Genomic DNA, 19,915 nt, shown 5'->3' with positions numbered 1-19,915 from the left:
GTTATTAACAAATAATTACCATGTTTTCGATAGCTTTTTATTAAATTTGGAGAACGAATAATATTAACTAAAAAAAGATAAAAATGGCTTTTGATTTACCAAAATTACCGTACGCATACGACGCTTTAGAACCACATATTGATGCAAGAACTATGGAAATTCACCATACGAAGCATCACCAAGGATATACATCAAAATTAAATGCTGCTATTGAAGGTACAGATTTAGAAGGAAAATCTATCGAAGAGATCCTTAAAAATCTTGATATGGACAATGGAGCTGTTAGAAATAACGGAGGTGGTTTCTTTAACCACAGTCTTTTTTGGGAAGTAATGTCTCCAAACGGAGGAGGAAAACCAACAGGAGAATTAGCAGCGGCAATTGATGCAGCTTTTGGTTCTTTCGATAAATTTAAAGAAGCTTTTACAACTGCTGCAGGAACAAGATTTGGTTCAGGATGGGCATGGTTATGTGTTCATAAAGGAGGAAAAGTAGAAGTTTGTTCTACTCCAAACCAAGACAACTCACTTATGCCAGGTGTTGGTTGTGGTGGAGATCCAATTTTAGGATTGGATGTTTGGGAGCACGCTTATTACTTAAACTACCAAAACAAACGTCCTGATTATATCTCTGCATTTTTTTATGTAATTAATTGGGATAAAGTAGCAGAATTATATGCAGCTAAGAAATAATAAGCTAGCATAATTCTTATAAAATAATAAAGACAGCTATTCCATTTTTGGAGTAGCTGTTTTTTTATAGCCCTACTTTTTTCTGAAGCTGATTCATTTTATCGAGTACTTTTTTAGGTGCATTAAAACGATAACCAATATGAAATTCTGCATACGCATGTTGATCAGATAATTTGTAATCACCATCAGTATTGTGATTAAAAGATTGAGAATTGATGTTTATTCCGGTAAAGAAGTTTGCTATATTATATCCTAAACCAAGCGTTAAATCTGCTTGATAATTTAACCCGTCAGACGTTGTTTTTTCATTATTAGATTTTGATGAAGTGTGACTATAGCCAATCCCTAAAAGCAAACCAGATGTAACAATAAACCGTTTGTTTATAACCCAATTGTAAAAGTAAGATGGTCCAATAGTTATATCAAAAACCTTGTCTTTACTTGATGACTCGTTAGAAATTTCAGAATAATAATAACTCAGCGTAGGCACGAAGCTACCAGCGCTACTTTTTTGCCATTCGTTTTGTTTGAAAATAGTTCTGAAAGAAAAATTTTCATTGAAAATATAAGATGTGTTTCCGCCAATTCTTGTTACTTTAAAATCAGGGAAAATCACATTTTCTTCACCAATATTTAGATCACTTACATCTACATAAAATCCTTTTGTCTTGCTGTATTCAAGATTTTGCATCCATTTTTTGTAATAGAAGCGAGTTCCTAAATTAAAATATGTTGTTTTTCCATTTTCATCGTCATCATCATTAAACTTTAAGAATGCAGGGGTGTAACCAACGTTTATCTCTATAAAGCGAAAAAGCAATGAAATATTAGAGCGCAATCGTTGATTTGGACCAATAGTAATAGAAAAATCGTCAGATGGATCTGTTAATTGGTATGAATTACTATCGTTCGTAAGACCTAAGCGAAGTGTTATTTTATCGGGGTACTTAGTGATGTTTCCAGTTTCTGTAGAAATAGTGTCTAGTTTTTTTTCTTGTGCCTTTAGTCCGTAAGCAAGACCAAGAAATAGGATTGATAAAAGTGAATATTTTAATTTCACAAAAACTAAAATTAGATGAGTTGGTTATAGTAAAGTTATCGAACAATAACTTAGTTTCCTAATAATCTGTTAAGCTTGTACTTTAAGTGTTAACTCATTCCTAATCAATAAGAAGTATTTATTTCAATTTTTATATCTTTAAGATACCTATAATTACCTACAAGATATTGTAATGCAGTTATGTAATATTTTTATTACATATTTATTTTTTAATTTGAATGCATTATATATGAAAAAGCATATTTTTCAAAAAAGTATATACTTTGTTCTTATGACGATGTTTTTTGTTTCCTGTGGATCTCAAAAAGGATCTCAATCTTCTGATGCAAAAGGAATGTCATTCGAGCCAACTGCTCCTTATGATGAAGTGATTCCGGAGGATTCAGAAACTAAGAAGGGGCTCTTTATAGTTCATAAAGTAAACGAAGATTATTATTTCGAGATTCCAGATAGTTTGCTAAATCGTGAGATATTGGTAGTAACTCGATTTATAAAAACTCCTGGAGGCGCTGGGAATTATGGTGGTGAAGAAATAGGTGAAAAAACTATTTTCTTTGAAAAAGGCCCTGCAAATAAAATATTTCTTAGAGTTTCTACATTTGTCAGTCAGGCTAATGAAGAAGATGCTATTGCTAAGGCTGTAAATAACTCTAATGTCACTCCAATTTTGGAAGCTTTTGATGTAAAAGCACGAAATAAGGATAATTCTACGTCTGTTATTAACGTTACAGATTTTATAAATAGTGAAAATAATCTTTTGGCATTGAGTTCTGGTCAGAAGGAAATCTACAATCTTACTTCATTAGAAAAAGACAGGTCTTATATCTCTGCAATAAATAGCTACCCTATAAATACTGAGGTAAAAACGGTTAAGACCTACAATGCTAGTGTTTCACACAATGATAAAAAAAGTTTGCCCGCAGCGGCATTATCTGGAGTTGTTACTTTAGAGTTGAATAATTCATTTATTTTATTACCGAAAGAGCCTATGAAGAAGCGATTTTACGATCCTCGGGTTGGATATTTTGCTAGCTCGTATCTTTTATACGGTGATGATCAACAGAAGGTTGATAAAAATGTATACATACATCGTTGGCGCTTAGAACCAAAACCCGAAGATTTTGAAAAATGGAATCGTGGCGAATTAGTAGAACCTAAAAAGAAAATAGTTTATTATATAGACCCTGCAACCCCTAAAAAATGGCGTCCTTATCTTATTCAGGGAATTAACGATTGGCAAGAAGCATTTGAACAGGCTGGTTTTAAAAATGCCATTGTAGGGAAAGAGTGGCCTGTGGGAAATGACTCCATGAGTTTGGAAGATGCTCGGTTTTCAGTTTTGCGATATTTTGCTTCTCCTTCAAAAAATGCATACGGACCCAATATTATAGACCCTCGAAGTGGAGAAATATTAGAAAGTCATATGGGTTGGTATCATAATCTAATGAGTTTACTTCATAATTGGTACTTAATTCAGGCAGGAGCTGTCGATGAAAGAGCTAGAAAAATGACTTTCGATGATGAGTTGATGGGAGAGCTTATCCGTTTTGTGTCTTCACACGAAGTTGGGCATACGCTTGGGCTTCGTCATAATATGGGTGCTAGTTATGCAACTCCCGTTGAGCGATTAAGAGACAACGATTGGCTAACTAAAAACGGACACACAAGTTCTATTATGGATTATGCTCGTTTTAATTATGTAGCACAGCCAGAGGATAGTATTTCCGTTGAAAATTTAATGCCAAGAATTGGAGATTACGATAAATGGGCAATTCAATGGGGATATTCCCAGTTTAAAGACAGCCTTTCTTCAGAAGAGGAAAATGAGAAATTGAACGCAATGGTGATCGATAGTATTTCTAAGAATTCTAGACTTTGGTTTGGTGGCGAAGGACGCGATTTTGATCCTCGTTCTCAAACTGAAGATTTAGGTGATAATGCAATGGTAGCTTCTTTCTACGGAATTGAAAACTTAAAGCGGGTAGTTCCAGATTTAATTCAATGGACAAAAGGGGAGTCTGGAGGGAATTATAACGATTTGGATGAAATATATAACGATGTGGTAAAACAATACAGTAATTATTTATTCCATGTAGTAAAAAACATAGGAGGAATTTATGTTACTCCAAAATCTAATATTGAAGATGGGGATGTGTACAGGCCTGTTTCTAAAGCGAAGCAAAAGGAGGCACTGTTATTTATCAATAAGTATGTTTTTAATGAACCTACATGGCTGTTAAATGATGAAATTTTAAATAAAATAGAAGAGCCGAATGCTAAAAGTCCTACAACCGAAATGATGGAAAGTCTTATGATGACACTTTTGGGAGGTAGTAGAATGAGTAGAATTTCTTTTATTGCTGATAGGTATAATTTTAATGATCCATATACACCAGAAGAATATCTAAATGATGTTAGTAGTTATATTTGGAGCGATTTGGATATGTTTTATAATCCTAATGATTATGAGCGTAAACTTCAGAAAACCTATGTGTCGGATATGATTGCCTTGTATAAGCCTGAAGAGGCGCAAGGACCGTTGGCGGGGTTAATGGCAAAACTTTCAGAAGAAAAGACATCGAATACAGATATTCGGTCGCTAGCTTTAAACAATTTGATAAATCTTGAAAGAAGGATTAATAACCTTTTGCCAAGTGTGTCTGATAAAGTTTCTAGAGCACATCTTCAGTATTTATTAAAACAGATAGAAGACGTTGTAGGGGATACAAAATCTATGGAGCGTACCTTTCGACCGATTACAAATTAAGGAATGTAAGGTGTTATTTGTAAGTAATAATAGATTTATCGACCATTTATAATACGCTTTGAAATAAAAAATTGATTATTAAATGACTAAAAATATATTACAAGACACAAAATTTTCTGTACTCGATTTAGTTCCCGTTGCTCAAGGGAATACTCCTATTCAAGCAATGGAAAATAGTTTAGATTTAGCACAGCATACCGAAAAATATGGCTATCATAGATTTTGGGTTTCCGAGCATCATAATATGGAAAGCCTTGTAAGTTCAGCTACGGTGGTTTTATTAGGATATTTGGCTCAAGGAACTTCTTCGATACGGATTGGTTCTGGTGGGGTAATGTTACCAAATCATGCGCCGCTTATTGTTGCTGAGCAGTTTGGAACATTGGCAACTTTATATCCTAATAGAATAGATTTGGGCTTAGGAAGAGCGCCAGGAACAGATCAGCTTACTGCCCAAGCGCTAAGACGAGGAAAGCAAGAGAGTGTTCAAGATTTCCCTAAGGATATTGAAGAATTGCAACAGTTTTTCTCTTCAGAAAATCAGCATTCTAAAGTGCGTGCCATTCCTGGAGAAGGGTTAGATATTCCTATTTATTTATTAGGGTCGAGTACTTTTAGTGCGCAATTAGCTGCTGAAAAAGGACTTCCTTATGCGTTTGCGAGTCACTTTGCACCTGCACAACTATTTAATGCACTCGATTTATATGCAGAAGGTTTTAAGGCTTCTGAAGAAAATAAAACACCATATCCTATGGCTTGTGTAAATGTTATTGCTGCAGAAACAGATGAAGAAGCAGAGCGTTTGGCTACAAGTTTGTATCAATTTGCAATGGGAATAATTACCAATACGCGTAGACCATTACCAGCGCCTATTGATTCTATGGAAGGTGTTTGGACAATGGAGCAAGAAGCGATCATAAAAAATATGATGTATTTTACATTTATTGGCTCTAAAGATACAATCAATACGGAGCTTTCTAAGTTTGTAGAGAGTACAGGAGTGAAAGAAATTATAGCTGTTTCTCATATTTATGACCATCAGGCGCGTTTGAAATCATATGAGATATTAAGCGAAGTTTTTAAAGGTAACTAATGTTATTCCTTTATCCTTCAGGAAGTATTATTGCTGATCCACTTTTCTTTAGCTGTGGGTTTTATAACACAAAAAACTTGGGCACTGCCCAAGTTTTTTGTTCAATTTATATATTTAACTAGCTTTTCTTAATTCAAAGAAACTAATAATGGACTCTGAAGTTTTTTAGAAAAGTCAGAAAGATAGGCTTCCCATTCTTTTTGATTTTCAAATTGTTTGCTCTTTTTCCATCCAAAGCCAGCATAATAAACAACTTTTCCTTGCTTAAGATTTAACTCAGCATAAAGATTGCTTTCGTCTTTTTTAGGGGTGATATATTTTTCAAACTCGATAATATTATCTCTATCAGTAACAACACCAAGACCCAATTCTGAATCTTCATGTGGTTCCCAATAGCTCATCCATCCCTCTTCTTTATTGGTATTCGTAACTCCCTTCTGTTGATGAAGTGTAATTCCTGTTGAAATAGAGTTTACACCATCAATGTGGAGTTCAAATCTTGATAGATTTTGACCATAATCTAGAGAAATATGCTTTTCTTCTGAAATAACATTTCCGTCTGCGTCCCAATCTATATAAGTTAAAACAAAACTTGTTCTAATTGGGCCATTGGTAATCGTTTTCCAAGAAGAGAAATTTTTAGAAAGGTAGTAAGTGGTATCTACTTTTTTAGCTATTCCACCAATCCCACGACTTTTTCCAACATGGAAATTATCTAAACCTTCACCAGTGTCTTTATGGTAAGACCCTTTGCCAGTAACGGTCTTTTTATACCATTTGTTAATGATAGGGTAGTCAACACGCTTAAGCCAAGCGTCCATTCCGCTAGAAAGTGTACCTCCAGGAACGCTATCTTCTACCATTTTTTGAGCAACAGGACCGTAAGTTCTAAATGCAACTTTATTATTTTCCCATGCATAATCATCTGTACGTTCTGGCACAAAACGAGAATAGCAAAACGAGGTAGTATCTTTACTTACTTCTTCTGTTACTGGGTAAATCTGAAACTCCTTTTTTGAAGAAGCTTCTATTGAAGGCTGGAATATAATTAGATCCCATTTACCATCATTATCTTCGTCTATTAATTGAGAAGTAACTTCTTTACCTTCTTCAATATCACGAATTCTCCAGTTATTAACTCCGTTGGTAGCATTTTGCTTCAAATCGCTAAGTCTTACCTCGACAGTTTCGTTCGTTCTGTTGATAGCAAGCTTATTTTCTACAGTAATTATGTTTTGCTCTTCACTGCATGAAGAAAGAATGACTGCTAATATAGTAAGGGAATATATTAAAGTTTTCATGGTTGGTTTAGTTTTCGTTAGCAGGTTTTCCTATTGTAGCTAAAATTCCACCATCAACATATAAAATGTGTCCGTTTACAAAATTACTAGCCTGAGACGCTAAAAATATAGCTGCTCCACCAAGATCTTCTGGAGCTCCCCATTTTGCAGCAGGAGTTCTATTGATTATAAAATCATTAAACGGATGTCCATCAACACGAATCGGAGCCGTTTGCGAAGTTGCAAAATAACCAGGTCCAATCCCATTAACTTGGATGTTATGTTTAGCCCATTCTGTAGCCATGTTTTTAGTCAGCATTTTTAAACCTCCTTTGGCAGCTGCATAGGCACCAACAGTGTTTCTACCAAGCTCTGTCATCATAGAGCAGATATTGATAATTTTACCGCTTTTTCTCTCTATCATTCCTTTTACAACATGTTTCGATACAATAAAAGGGGCAACAAGATCTACATCGATAACCTCTCTAAAATCCTCTACTTCCATTGTTTCTAATGGGATTCTCTTAATAATACCCGCATTGTTCACAAGGATATCAATAGCGCCCACTTCTTTTTCAATGGAAGAGATTGCTTTAGTTACATCGGCTTCATTTGTAACGTCAAATTTATAACCAAAAACTTTTATTTTCTCGTTTTGATACTCTTTAATAGCATCATCTATTTTTTGCTGTGAAGAGTTACCATTTATAACAATAGTAGCTCCTGCTTTTCCAAGCTGCATTGCCATTGCCATACCCAATCCGTGGGTAGCACCAGTTATTAATGCAACTTTTCCTTCTAAGTTAAATAACGATAAGCTCATCTATCTTAATTCTTTAATTTTTGCAACATCCATATCAGCATAATCTAAATTTTCTCCGGCCATACCCCAAATAAAGCTGTAATTTGAAGTTCCAGAACCAGAGTGGATAGACCAAGGCGGTGAAATTATTGCTTGATGGTTGTGCATCCATACGTGTCTAGTTTCTTGTGGCTCACCCATGAAATGACAAACAGCTTGTTCTTCAGGAATATCTAAATAAAAGTAAACCTCCATTCTTCTATCGTGAACGTGTGCTGGCATAGTGTTCCAAACGCTTCCAGGTTTAAGTTCTGTAAGCCCCATTTGTAACTGGCAAGTTTCTACAATACCTCCAATTATCAATTGGTTAACAGTACGGTGATTTGCAGTTTCTAAAGAACCTAATTCTAATTTATTAGCTTCTTGCATTCCAACCTTTTTAGTTGGTAGCTCTTTATGTGCAGGTGCAGAATTGAAATAGAATTTAGCGGGATTGTTAGCATCGCTACTTTTAAACACAACATCTTTCTTTCCTCTACCTACATATAAAGCTTCTTTATGTTCTAGCGTGTATACTTCACCATCTACAGAAACCTCTCCCTTTTCTCCAACATTTATAATTCCTAATTCTCTTCTTTCAAGAAAATATTCAGACTTTAATAAATCTACAGTTTCTAATTTCAATTCTTTTTTAGGAACTGCTGATCCTGCTATATATCTGTCATAGTGAGAATATGTTAAACTAATCTCATTCTCCTTCATTAGATCGTTAATTAAGAAAGTATCTCTTAATTGCGTGGTGTCCATCTGCTTAACTTCATTAGGACTAGAAGCATATCTTTTGCTATAAATCATTATTCAATTTTTTATAATTTATTTCTTAACGTATAAAAACAAATATAAAAAAATATACAATCGATTGCAATTAAATGACATAAGTTTGTGATACTGAATTCTTAATTTTATCCTAAAACCGATGTTTTTTTCATTTTTGTCAATTAAATTCTCTGATTTATATGAAATTCGCTTTAATTTGTGTTGTTAAACATATTTTGCTTTTGAATCATAAAAAAAGGTGACTGTACTTTCAAGATCTGTCGAGCTCTTGTTATTATTGTTGACTTATGAGTTTATAAATTTTTAAATAGATGAAGAAAAATAAGCCTACGATACACGAAATAGCAAGGCTATTAAATATAGATAGTTCCACTGTTTCAAGAGCTTTAAATAATAGTAATTTAGTTACAAAAGCTACTAAGGAAAAGGTTCTAAAAAAGGCAAAAGAAATTGGGTATCAAAGAAATCTTTTAGCATCAAACTTAAGAAAAAGTAGGTCTAATACTATTGGAGTAATTGTACCTAGAATTTCCCGTCATTTTTTCTCATCTACAATTGCTGGTATTGAGGAAGCTGCATATACACACGGTTATAATGTTGTTATTGCACAATCTATGGAGCAGTTGGAAAGAGAAAAAAGAATTGTTGGGAATCTAATTTCTAATCGTGTGGATGGAGTGTTAATTTCTGTGTCTATGGAAACTTCAGAAAGCAACCATCTAGATAGGTTTTCATTAGGAAATATTCCTTTAGTTTTTTTTGATAGATGTATTCCTGGCGGGAAAAACAGTAAGGTATTAATTGATGATTATAAAGCCTCTTTTGAGGCTACTTCACATTTAATTGAAGTTGGTTGTAAAAACATTGGTCATATTGCTGGTCCTAAATCTTTAAATATATATAAGGGAAGATTAAAAGGGTATAAAGAAGCTTTAAAAGCGAATGACATTCCTTTTAATTCTAAACTAGTGCATACTTCCGCTTTAAATGAAAAGGATGGATACGAAGCTGCAGAGAAGCTTTTGAGTGAAAATAAAAATTTAGATGGTATTTTTTCTGCTAATGATGTGGCAGCCATCGGTGCGATGAAATATTTAAAGTCAGTAGGAAAATCTATTCCAAATGATATAGCAGTAGTTGGTTTCAGTAATGAGCCAATATCTGAAGCCATTGAGCCTTCTTTAACAACGGTAGACCAGTCTGGCTACGATATCGGTAAAATAGCCTGTAATCTTTTAATTGACAGTATAAAGGATGAAGGAGATGATGTTTTAGCTAAGACAATTACACTAAACCCAACTCTTATTAAAAGAGATTCTACTAAAAGAGTTTAGTTGAAAATACAGTATGTTTCTGAAGATTTAAAAGTTGAATTAACTTTTGAATTATGAGGTTGTCAATAATAACAGTTGTTTTTTGGTATATGCGTATTTTTTTGAATGTTTTTTATCGAAAAAATCATACAATCGATTGTATGATAATTTTCATTTTGTATTATTGTAGGACATAAACTAACAATTATACATAACTCAGACATGAAAAAACAAAGCTTATTTAAAGTTTTGGTAGGTAAAAAAATGCTCTTATTAGGGCTTTTTTGTTGCTTATCATTATTCGTAAAAGGCTCAGATTTTGAAAATCCGATACTTCAGAAAGTGGTATCTGGTATTGTTCAAACAGAGAGCGGAGAACCGTTGCCAGGGGTTTCGGTAACTATTGAAGGTGTAAATGCCGGAGTAGTAACCGATTTCGATGGTAATTTTGAAATCAATGTAGCATCTAATAGTGCTGTATTAGTATTTAGCTATATTGGTTTTACTACAGAAAAGGTAACGGTTGGTAATCAATCAACAGTAAAAGTAATTTTAAAAGAAGACGTATCGCAGCTCGATGAAGTTGTGGTGGTAGGTTATGGAACACAAAAGAAGAGTGACATAACAGGATCTGTTTCTTCAGTAAAAGCTGAAGAATTGGACGCATTCCCTGTTTTAAATGCAGAGCAAGCTTTACAAGGTCGTGCTGCGGGGGTTGTTGTTCAATCTAACAATGGAGGTGAACCTGGAGCGCCAATTTCTGTGCGTGTTAGAGGTAATACATCTATTGGAGCAAGTAGTGCAGCTTTAATTGTAGTAGATGGGTTTGTAGGAGTACAAATGCCGCAACAAGCAGATATTAAATCGATTGAGGTGTTAAAAGATGCCTCTGCAACTGCTATTTATGGTTCCAGAGGTTCTGGAGGGGTTATTTTGGTAACTACCAAAAAAGGTAGAAGCGGAAAGATGCAAATCGAATTAAATACCTCCTATTCAGTACAGAATGTTTCCAATCAATTGGATTTATTAAATGCAGATCAATTCGGAGCGTTTAGGCAAGCAATTAGTCCTAGTTATGTTCAAGGACCAGCAGATATAGATTACCAAGATCAGATATTTAGATCTGGAGGGGTGTCTAATAATCAATTGTCATTTTCTGGAGGATCAGATAAAATTAATTATTATGTATCAGGAAATTATTTTAATCAAGAAGGTGTTGTTATCAATTCTGGATATGAGCGTTTTTCTTTCTTGAGTAATATAGACGTTCAGATGACAGATAAATTAAAACTTGGTTTTAGTGGATTTGGAAATCGTGGAAATAAAGATGGTGTGTCAAGTCAAGCTGGATCTGGAGGAGCGCAAGAAGGAGATGTTATTTCTTTAGCATATCGTTTTGCACCAGATACCCCTATCCAAGATGAAAATGGAAATAATACTACGAATCCTGTTGGTGATGCTTTTGATAATCCTGTTGCTATTGCCAGAGAAACGCAAGATGATTCTACTGTAGATGATTATCGAGCGAATTTCTTTGCTGAATATGAAATAATTAATGGATTGTCATTTAAAACGACCTTTGGTTATAGTACTACAAATAGTATGAGAGGTGTGTTTAAACCTTCTACTTTACTTTCTACAGCAGGAGGAGCAGGAGGAATTGCAAGTCTTAATACAACAAAATCAACAAACATACTTTCCGAAAATTACTTAACATATAATAAAGAGTTCGGAAAGAATAATTTCACAGCATTAGTTGGTTATTCTTATCAGAAGGAGAAATCTCTATCTTTTGGAGCTGAAACTCGTGATCTTATTAGTAATAGTATTTCTTATTATAATTTGGAAGCTGGAGCGAATGCTCAAAAACCAACTTCAGCAAATATTCAAAGCGAGATAGTTTCTCAATATGGGAGGTTAAATTTTACTCATGATGATAAATATTTATTAACCTTTACGGTGAGACGAGATGGTTCGTCAAATTTCGCTAAGAATAATAAATATGCAATATTTCCATCCGGAGCAATTGGATGGACAATTTCTAATGAAGGTTTTCTTAAAGACAGCGAGGTTTTATCTAATTTAAAACTTAGAGCTAGTTATGGTGTTACAGGGAATCCATCTATTCAGCCATATCAATCTTTAGCATTTTATGAGTCCATTTATTCGGCACCAGGAGATGAAATTACAAGTGCTGTAGTTCCAGATCAGTTAGCTAATCCAGATTTAAAATGGGAATCTTCTTATCAAACTAATTTAGGATTAGACTTTGGATTTGCAAACAATAGAGTAAGTGGTTCTATTGACCTTTATAATATAGATACCAAAGATGTTATTCTAGGGGATACTTCAGCACCAGAATATTTTGGACTGTTAACATTAGCAGCCTTAAAAAATGTTGGGGAGATCAACAATAAAGGGATTGAAATTAGCTTAGTTACTAAGAACATAATTAAGGATAATTTTACATGGACATCAGAATTTAACTGGGCAAAGAATAAAAATGAAGTTTCAAAATTAATAGATGGAGCTGATATATTTTTAGATTCTTCTCCAGGATCTTTCTTACAAAACCAAACTCATGTGTTAAGAGAAGGAGAGCCTGTTGGTGTTTTTTATGGATATGAATATCAAGGAGTAAATCAGGGAGGTACGCTTCCAGCGGGTATTGCAGGTTATGAAGGAAGTGGAGCTGGAGATGAACTTTTTACAGATCTTAATGGAGATGGTGTTATTAACACAGATGATAGAAAAATTATAGGAGATCCAAATCAAGATTGGACTGCAGGTTTTAATAATAACTTCACCTATAAAGACTTCGATTTAAATATCTTTTTTCAAGCAGCAGTTGGAGGAGATATATTTAGTTATACTTTATTAGAATTGGCTTCTGGGGAGTCTAATGCCACTACGGAAGTTCTAAATGCTTGGACTCCTACAAACACAGATACAGACGTGCCTTCTGCGGCAGTTCGTGAAAAGCGTGTTACTTCTAGGTTTGTTTATGATGGTGGTTATGTACGCCTTAAAAACTTATCGTTGGGGTATAATTTACCTGCTAGAGCGGTAGAGAAATTAGGAATGCAAGGGATTAGATTCGGAATAAGCGGACAGAATTTACTAACGTTTACCGATTTTCCTGGAACAGATCCTGAGGCAAGTTACCGAAGCCAAGGGAGTCAGAATGGTAACGTAAATAAAGGGTTTGACTATGGTAGTTATCCTAATATACGATCTCTGACACTTTCTTTAAATCTAAAATTCTAATATTAAAAACTTTATAAAATGAAAAATTTCAAATATTTAGTTTTACTAATGACATTAGTATTAGCTAGCTGTTCAGATCTTGAGGAAGAGCCACTAGGCACACTTTCTCCAGATGGATTCGTACAGTCACCAGATGATATTCAGTCTTTAGTAAATGGAGCCATAGGAAATATGGCAACCGAGGCATACTGGGGAAGAAAGCTCTCACTTTCTATTATGGTTAGAGGAGATATGGTTTCTATTGGAGATCAAGGTACTTCCGCAAGAAGAAAAGAAGTAGATAATTTTACAATGAATGCAGATAATGGAATGGTTTCAGAATTTTGGCCTAAATCATACCAAATTATTGCAGGTTGTAATGAAGCAATTTCAGCATCATCTAATCTAAGTGATTCGCCAGCTCAAATAGATCCAATAAGAGCACAAGCTAATTTTTTTAGAGCTTATGCTTATTTCCATTTAGTACGTCTTTTTGGAGATATTCCTTACTTAGAAAATACGGTTACAGTAGAAACCTTTGATGATTTTAAGAATATCGAAAAGTCTACTGCTGCAGAAGTTTATACCAAAATTATAGCAGACCTTCAAGAGGCTAAAACATATTTGCCAGAGCAACAATCTAATAAATCATTACCATCTAAAGCAACAGCTGCGGCATATTTAGCATCAGTTTATTTAACGATGGAAAATTATGAAATGGCTTACAAAGAAGCTAAGTATGTAATTGATAATGAAGGAAAGTTTGGTTTAGGTTTAGAAAATGATTTCCAAGATTTATTTAATGCAGATAAACAAGGAGGTCAAAGTGAAGTGTTACTTCAATTAGCTTACAATGGTCAAAGTGATGGAGACACTGGACGAGATTATACAGGAGCACTTACAGGGATAAGAGCTAACGAACGTGGAGATATTGGCGGTGGTTGGTCTGTTACAGTTCCGAAAATAGGTGTTTATAATACTTGGGATGGTAGAGATTATAGAAAGGCAGTAAGTTTAGATACTACAGGAATATTTAATGGGGTTGTAGAACCTTTTACTAAGTTCCCTGATTTTGATTCTAGAAATGTTGCAAGTGCTTATATAGCTAAGTACACTAGGTTTATTGGAGCTACCGGAGATAGTAATGGGCGTACAACAAGCTTTAATTATCCATTAATGCGTTATGCTGAAGTTTTACTTATTGCTGCTGAAGCTTTAAATGAAACAAGTCCTGGTTCTGCTGAAGCAACTTCTTATGTAAACAGAGTGCGTACAAGAGCGAGAAATGGAAATCCAAATGCTACTGGTTTCCCAGAGGATGCAATGTCTGGATTGTCTAAAGATGCATTTAGAGATATGGTTTTAGAAGAAAGAAAATGGGAGTTAGCATTTGAATTTAAAAGATGGTATGATATCAAAAGAAGAAAGCTAGGAAACGAAGTATTTAGTACAGGAAGCTTAGATCCACAGCCAAATTTTGATGCTTCTCGTGATTATTTATTCCCGCTTCCAGCTGATGAATTAGAAAGAAATCCTAATTTACAACCTAATAATACAGGATATTAAAAAAATAGAATTCATGATTAAAAAAACGAGCATTATAGCCTTTAGCTTATTAGCTCTTACAGTGATAAGCTGTAAAGATGGTAAAAATAAAGAGGTAACTTCTACGGAAGTTGCCTCTATTGATAACGATTCTCTATTGAGGATAAGATATCAGAAGTTATTGGAGTACAAACCAGATTCGTTAGCTATTCCAAGAAGTTACTCTAAAGAAGAGGGTGTTCGCGGAGTTCCATCAAAAGATTGGACTTCTGGCTTTTTCCCAGGAAGTCTTTGGAAAATTTATCAGTTAACAGATAATTCTAAGTATAAAGATCAAGCACTTGTTTGGACAAAGTTCATCGAAAAGGAGAAGTTTGATGATGGAACACATGATACTGGATTTAAAATATTCTGTAGTTATGGAAGTGCTCTGCAAGTCGAAGACAATCAGGAGTATAAAGATGTGGTTGTGCAAACAGCAAAAACACTTTCAAGCAGGTATAATGAAAATGTAGGAGCCATTCGGTCTTGGGATTGGAGCCCAAATTGGGAATATCCAGTGATTATAGATAATATGATGAATTTAGAACTTCTGTTTGAAGCCACAAAATTCTCTGGAGATAGTACATACTATAGAATTGCAGATAATCATGCAAATACAACGCTTAAAAATCATTTCAGAGAAGATAATAGCTCGTACCACGTAGTGGATTATGATACAATTAATGGTCAGGTGAAAGAAAAAGTAACCCACCAAGGTTATGCAGATGAATCTGCTTGGGCTCGTGGTCAAGCATGGGGTATTTATGGGTATACAATGACATACAGATATACTAAAAACCCTAAATACTTGGCGCAAGCTGAAGCAATTTCAAAGTTTTATCTAGAGAATAAAAACCTTCCTGAAGATGGAATTCCATATTGGGATTTTAATGATCCAGCTATTCCAAATGCACCTAGAGATGTTTCTGCAGGAACTATTATTGCTTCTGCATTCTTAGAATTGTATGGTTATACAAAAGATGAGAAGTATAAAAATTATGCCGTTAAAGTATTAGATGTATTAGAAACTCCAGAATATCTTTTAGAAGCTACTGTAGATGCTCCTTTTATTTTAAAGCACAGCACGGGAAATTGGCCTAAAAAAGATGAAATCGATGGACCGATTAATTACGGAGATTATTATTTCCTTGAGGCATTATTAAGAATGCAAAAAAATGGGACTTTAGTAGGAGTCTCCGTATTATTTTGAAGGTGAATAGGCTCGGTAGAGAATAAAATTAAACGATGGTTACAAATATTAATTACAAAATAAGAAGTGTATGTTTTGCGATGCTGCTGTTGCTTTTTTTTGGAGCAGAGGCGCAGCAAACATCATATTTTGATGTTGTTTCCATCGAAAAAGAACGGATTCTAACCAAAGCTGAAAAGTATTTGGAAGCGAAACCGATTACGGTTACTTCTTTTGTTTCTGATCGAAGTGCAGGTGGAGTTCACGATTTTTATTCTGAAGGAGATTACTGGTGGCCAGATCCTAATAACCCTAAAGGGCCCTACATTAGAAAGGATGGATTGACAAATCCAGATAATTTCACAGCCCATAGAGAGGTGATGATCCGTTTTAATGATATTTCTGGAACTTTGGCTTCTGCATATATTATTACTAAAAACCCTAAGTATATAAAGAAATTAATTCCGCATTTAAAAGCTTGGTTTATAGATGAAGATACTTTTATGAATCCTAGTTTATTATATGCCCAAGCCATTTCAGGTAAAGTAACAGGAAGGGGGATTGGAATTATAGATACCATTCATTTAATGGAGGTAGCAAAAGCAGTCTTGGTGTTAGAAGCTAACGATTTAATTGATTCAAAAACGCTTTATAAGATTAAGGATTGGTTTTCTAGTTATTTAAATTGGATTACAACACACCCATATGGAATTGCAGAAAGAGATCATGGGAATAATCATAGTGTTTGTTGGGCAATGCAAGCTGCTGTTTTTGCTGAATTAACAAGTAATAAAAAGGTACTGGATTATTGTTCAGAAATGTATAAAAACACCTTGCTCCCACAGCAAATGGATAAAAATGGAGGCTTTCCTCAGGAGTTGGAAAGAACCAAGCCTTATGGGTATTCTTTATTTACTTTAGATGCGATGACGGCTATTTGCCAAGTACTTTCAGGTTCTGATAATAACCTTTTTGAGTATACGACCAATGATGGTAAAAACATTCAATTAGGATTAGAATTTATGTTCCCTTTTGTAAATGATAAATCCATCTGGCCTTATCAAAAAGACGTTATGTATTGGGAGGATTGGCCTGTTCAACATTCGTCATTTTTATTTGGAGGCTTAGCTTTTAAGAATCAAGAATACCTCTTGTTATGGAAATCGCTAAAAGCTGATTACAAGAAGCAAGAGATAATTAGAAATATGCCGATTCGACACCCATTACTTTGGTTGTAGAATTTTTGAAGATAGTTTTATTTGTTTTTATTGATTAGTTAGTAATTAAAAAGCTACACTTTTTTTAAGGTGTAGCTTTTTTTATATAATGAATCTCTGTTTATAATTAAAAAGGAAGACTTTATCTTCTTAAAACCTCTTTATATATCCTATTCCTATTGTGTATTGATTTCCTCTAGAATCTGTTGCATACTCTATGTTCTCATAAGTTCCACGAGCAAAAATAACATGAGTTTTCTTAATGAGTTTCCTGTATTCTAGCGAGACGTTTGTAGAATTAAGTTGTGTATTGCTGTTCAATAAGATATTGTTTGTGGCATCATCAGGAGAAAAGCCAGTTCCAACTTTTACACTGAAAAAATCATCTGCGCCTCCTGTATAATACCTTGCTGTTAAGGCATATGAATTGGAAACACCACTATCTGATGGTGTGAGGTATGTCCTGAAATTAAACCAATAATTTTTATAATATTTTCCAATAGATCCCGTATAAATCCATGTTTCATCAGAAAAAAATAAAACTCTAAAACCTGCATCTATTTCAAAGGCAGCAGGAAGGTTTGCATACAATGAAAATCCAGCTTTGTATTCTGGGAAAACGCCTTTATCACTAGAAATTCCTCCATTTACATAGGCGTAAAAGGTATTTGATATTCTCGGGTATAAATCTAATTCGAATTGTGTACTCCCTGTTCCAAAGCGATTGGCATAATTAAAACGACTTATTATCGAACCATATTTTGTTTGTCTTGAATAATCTACACTTGCCAGATGCCATGGTTTATCAAAACGTTCGTCAAAATAGACAAAATCGTAAGAAACACCGATTTCATTTTTAGCAGATTCTTTTCTTACATTTTGCATTAAAGATCGAGCTTCAGTAGATTTAGGATTGTTTTCTATTACTGTATTTAGCGTGTTATTAGCTTGTTGGTACTCTTTTAAATCCATTAAAATTTTAGACTTCAGTAATAATAAATCTTCAGAATCTTGATTGTGCTCTAAAGATGCATTAACAATAGCTAACGCTTCAGATGGGTTGCCATTCCAGTATTCTAAACTTGCATAAGCAATTGCTGCATCCTCATAATTTTTATTGTTTAAATACGCTTCTTTTAGAATAGGCCTTGCTTTTTCTGTTTGATCTGTCCAAGTGTAAAGTCTTCCTAAAAAGATATTTAAATCAGCATAATCTGGTGTTTTTTCAGTAGCAATTTTCATTAAGCGGATAGCTTCGTCATAATTTTCATTATCAAAAGCTTCTTTTCTAGCCATAACAAAAAGTTCGTCACTAGTTTTATCTTCTTGAGCAAGCGAAATAAAAACCGTAGAGAGACAGATAAAAAGGCATAGCGCTTTTTTATATAAATAGAGGCCTCCAAAATTATTTGTAATTATAGGATGATTCATTTTGAATAATATCTTAATTTATATTGTTTTTATTTTGTTGAATTTCTTAATCCAGATCTGTTCATGGCTCCCCATGATTTTCGTCCTCTTATTAAATCAATATTACCTTTTAAAGATGCCCAAAGTATGAATGGATGGTAAAAAATTGGTTCCAAACATGCTGTGATAATTAATTTATATAAATAATCTGTTCTTTTATATTGTTGAAAAGAATATTCTTCAAATAGTAATGCTGTAATTGAGTATAGAATGCCAAAGCAATAAGAAACCAAGAAAAAGCTTAATGCAAACTTCCATTCGATATGACCGAAGCATAGTAAGGCAATAAAAAATAAAACCCCTATGAATTCTATTAATGGGGCGAGCCATTCAAAAAACAGCCAATAAGGGGTGCTTAACATTCCTAAAACCTTATATTTTGGATTAAAAATCATAGCTCTGTGGAGCCATAATGTTTCTGCGGTACCTCGAGTCCATCTATTACGTTGCCTATGAAGTACTCTCCAATCTTGGGGAACTTCTGTCCAACATAAAGGGTCTGGTATAAATCCAACGGTATATTTTTCCTTCCTTTTTAGCATCATTCTTCGCATACGAACCAAGAGCTCCATATCTTCCCCGACGGTATTTGTATTATATCCGCCAGCTTCCATAACGGTATTTTTATCAAACATTCCAAAAGCTCCAGAAATAAGAAGTAGTCCATCCATTCGAGACCATGCCATTCTCCCCATAAGAAACGCTCTGAAATATTCAATAACTTGTGCTCTTGCTATAAATTTATTAGGCAATTTTACCTCTATAATTTTACCATCTTCAATAATGCAAGAGTTTGCTATACGTATAATTCCTCCAGAAGCTATTACCTTATTTTTGTCGTTTAAAAAGGGTTTTATTAATTTTAATAAAGCATTACTCTCCAAGATACAATCAACATCAATACTCGTTATAATATCATGTTTGCAGATATTAATACCTGAATTTAATGCATCAGATTTACCACCATTTTCCTTATCAATTACTTTGAGGTTTTTAAAAGACTTACTTTTAGATTTATATACTTTCTTTATTTCTTTAGTTGGAATGAAATTAAAGTATAGAGAATCGTCTTCAACTAAATGGAAACTTTTTATGAGTTGTTCTAATGTTTTGTCTTTACTTCCGTCATTAATAATTACTATTTCATAGGAAGGATAATTGATGGTGAGAAGCGACCTTATATTTTCTACAATATTTTTTTCTTCATTAAAAGCGGGTGCGAGTATCGAAATTGACGGAAGGTTTGTTGATTGTAATAAAGCAACTTCATCTTTTAGATTGTACTTTCTTTTATAATCTCTAATTTCAAAAAAGGAAAACATAGCCGAAAAGATATAGCCAGAACAAACTATTATTCCGTAA

General features: G+C 33.9%; 14 protein-coding genes. 8 read left to right on the top strand and 6 right to left on the bottom strand.

Going from position 1 to position 19,915, the window contains the following annotated elements; all coding sequences use genetic code 11:
• Positions 1-83 precede the first annotated feature (83 nt).
• Positions 84-692 carry a superoxide dismutase gene (locus tag JM658_RS01350; protein WP_236957431.1) on the top strand — a complete coding sequence of 203 codons (609 nt, stop codon included), beginning with the start codon at positions 84-86 and terminating at the stop codon, positions 690-692.
• Positions 693-756: 64 nt separating this feature from the next.
• On the opposite strand, the gene JM658_RS01345 is transcribed toward JM658_RS01350, so the two are convergent.
• Positions 757-1,752, bottom strand: coding sequence for a DUF4421 family protein (locus JM658_RS01345; protein WP_236957430.1), 996 nt, complete (start codon positions 1,750-1,752; stop codon positions 757-759).
• Positions 1,753-1,981: 229 nt separating this feature from the next.
• Between JM658_RS01345 and JM658_RS01340 the strand changes: the two genes are divergently transcribed.
• Positions 1,982-4,519, top strand: a complete 2,538-nt coding sequence (locus JM658_RS01340) for a zinc-dependent metalloprotease (RefSeq protein ID WP_236957429.1) — start codon at positions 1,982-1,984, stop codon at positions 4,517-4,519.
• Between the two features lie 82 nt (positions 4,520-4,601).
• Positions 4,602-5,612, top strand: a complete 1,011-nt coding sequence (locus JM658_RS01335) for an LLM class flavin-dependent oxidoreductase (RefSeq protein ID WP_236957428.1) — start codon at positions 4,602-4,604, stop codon at positions 5,610-5,612.
• A 128-nt stretch (positions 5,613-5,740) separates the two neighbouring features.
• On the opposite strand, the gene JM658_RS01330 is transcribed toward JM658_RS01335, so the two are convergent.
• From JM658_RS01330 to kduI, 3 genes are read right to left on the bottom strand one after another with little or no spacing between them, the layout of a single operon-like run.
• Positions 5,741-6,913, bottom strand: coding sequence for a DUF4861 domain-containing protein (locus JM658_RS01330; protein WP_236957427.1), 1,173 nt, complete (start codon positions 6,911-6,913; stop codon positions 5,741-5,743).
• 7 nt (positions 6,914-6,920) lie between these two features.
• Positions 6,921-7,715, bottom strand: coding sequence for a gluconate 5-dehydrogenase (locus JM658_RS01325; RefSeq protein ID WP_236957426.1), 795 nt, complete (start codon positions 7,713-7,715; stop codon positions 6,921-6,923).
• Positions 7,716-8,549, bottom strand: a complete 834-nt coding sequence (gene kduI, locus JM658_RS01320) for a 5-dehydro-4-deoxy-D-glucuronate isomerase (RefSeq protein ID WP_236957425.1) — start codon at positions 8,547-8,549, stop codon at positions 7,716-7,718. It abuts the gene before it with no gap.
• 293 nt (positions 8,550-8,842) lie between these two features.
• Here kduI and JM658_RS01315 point away from each other — a divergent pair, with 293 nt between their 5' ends.
• From JM658_RS01315 to JM658_RS01295, 5 genes are all read left to right on the top strand, one after another.
• Positions 8,843-9,865 (top strand): LacI family DNA-binding transcriptional regulator, encoded by a 1,023-nt coding sequence (locus JM658_RS01315; RefSeq protein WP_236957424.1) that lies wholly within the window; start codon positions 8,843-8,845, stop codon positions 9,863-9,865.
• Positions 9,866-10,066: 201 nt separating this feature from the next.
• Complete coding sequence (locus tag JM658_RS01310) at positions 10,067-13,111, top strand: SusC/RagA family TonB-linked outer membrane protein (protein ID WP_236957423.1); 3,045 nt, start codon at positions 10,067-10,069, stop codon at positions 13,109-13,111.
• Between the two features lie 18 nt (positions 13,112-13,129).
• Entirely contained in the window at positions 13,130-14,656 is a 1,527-nt protein-coding gene (locus JM658_RS01305; protein WP_236957422.1) for a RagB/SusD family nutrient uptake outer membrane protein, read from the top strand.
• Between the two features lie 13 nt (positions 14,657-14,669).
• Positions 14,670-15,887 carry a glycoside hydrolase family 88 protein gene (locus JM658_RS01300; protein WP_236957421.1) on the top strand — a complete coding sequence of 406 codons (1,218 nt, stop codon included), beginning with the start codon at positions 14,670-14,672 and terminating at the stop codon, positions 15,885-15,887.
• A 35-nt stretch (positions 15,888-15,922) separates the two neighbouring features.
• Positions 15,923-17,104: an alginate lyase family protein gene (locus tag JM658_RS01295; protein WP_236957420.1), complete on the top strand. Its 1,182-nt coding sequence runs from the start codon at positions 15,923-15,925 to the stop codon at positions 17,102-17,104.
• Between the two features lie 129 nt (positions 17,105-17,233).
• On the opposite strand, the gene JM658_RS01290 is transcribed toward JM658_RS01295, so the two are convergent.
• Entirely contained in the window at positions 17,234-18,514 is a 1,281-nt protein-coding gene (locus JM658_RS01290; RefSeq protein ID WP_236957419.1) for a YaiO family outer membrane beta-barrel protein, read from the bottom strand.
• A gap of 29 nt (positions 18,515-18,543) precedes the next feature.
• On the bottom strand, positions 18,544-19,875 hold the full coding sequence (locus JM658_RS01285) for a glycosyltransferase family 2 protein (protein WP_236957418.1): 1,332 nt from the start codon (positions 19,873-19,875) through the stop codon (positions 18,544-18,546).
• Positions 19,876-19,915 lie beyond the last annotated feature (40 nt).

The sequence above is a fragment of the Joostella atrarenae genome, assembly GCF_021764745.1.
GTDB classification, from domain to species: domain Bacteria; phylum Bacteroidota; class Bacteroidia; order Flavobacteriales; family Flavobacteriaceae; genus Galbibacter; species Galbibacter atrarenae.
This window is presented reverse-complemented; position numbering and strand designations above follow the sequence as displayed.